We start from the raw sequence: 1,045 nt of genomic DNA, 5'->3' as shown, positions 1-1,045 counted from the left end.
ATCTACTCGTTCATCGGCGCGGCTCCGGAGCTGCTGAACTCCCGGCCGGCGGCGCGGGTGGTGAAGCTGGAGCAGAGCCACCGGCTGCCGGCCCGGGTGGCGGCACTGGCGGCACGGATCATCGGCCGGAACCGCGACCGTGTCGCGAAGCGCGTGCTCCCGCGGCCGGGGGCGGATGGCGAGATACACCGCGCCGCTCACCTGGGTGAGCTGCCGCTGACCAACGGCGAGAGTTGGATGGTGCTCTTCCGCAACTGGCGCTTTGCGGACCCATTGGCCGCGGAGTTGGAAGAGACCGGCATCCCCTACCGCATCCAGGGCGAGGCGCGTTACACGCCGTGGAGTGACCGCGGGCCCCTGCGGGCGGCGCGAGCCGTCTATCGCCTCTCCGCACCGGGCGGGTCCGTGACGCTATCCGAGCTCACGGCGCTGACGGACAAGAGCCGCGTCACGACCAAAGAGCGGCCGGGGGCGTGGGTTTACGGCGCCAAGAGCCGCATCGAAGCGCTGGCGGGTGAGCGGCCGGCAGACCGGGTGACGTTGGCGGAGTTGCCGGAACTGGGACTGACGGAGTGGGGCTTCGACCGGCTGGCGCTGCGGAACCTGGAGGTGCTGGCCGGCGGCGTGAGCGCCCGTGACCTGAAAGCGTGGCAGGCAGCCCGTGAGAGCGGGCAGTGGGACCGCATCCTGGCCGGCGCTTCGCCGCAGGTGGTGCTCTCCACCATCCACGGCGTCAAAGGCCAGCAGGCCGACAACGTGGCGGCGCTGGCGGCTTGTACCCGGATGCCGGCCCGCAACCTGCAGGACCCTACCCGGTGCGAGGAAGAGGTCCGGCTTGCCTACGTGGCCGTGACGCGCGCTTACCGTCGGTTCTACACGCTCGACGGCGGCTCGATGCCGTTCGGGCAGCCCTACGAGGTATTTGAGTGAGGACTCCGACCTATGACCCTACCGAGCGGCTCCGCACGCTGGCAGCCGGTGCGCGGGGGGAGGAGCAAGCGCGACTGTTCCGCCTCGCAGATCCCGCAGGCGAGGCTGAACCTCA

At 70.6% G+C, this 1,045-nt stretch carries 1 protein-coding gene; it reads left to right on the top strand.

What is annotated here, in order from left to right; all coding sequences use genetic code 11:
• On the top strand, positions 1-930 hold a 930-nt coding region (locus tag Q7L55_11860; GenBank protein MDO8733243.1), incomplete at its 5' end, for a 3'-5' exonuclease.
• Positions 931-1,045 lie beyond the last annotated feature (115 nt).

It is taken from the genome of Actinomycetota bacterium, assembly GCA_030650795.1.
Taxonomy (GTDB): domain Bacteria; phylum Actinomycetota; class Actinomycetes; order S36-B12; family S36-B12; genus UBA11398.
Note: the sequence above shows the minus strand (reverse complement) of the source record. Positions and strands in the feature narration are given on the sequence as shown.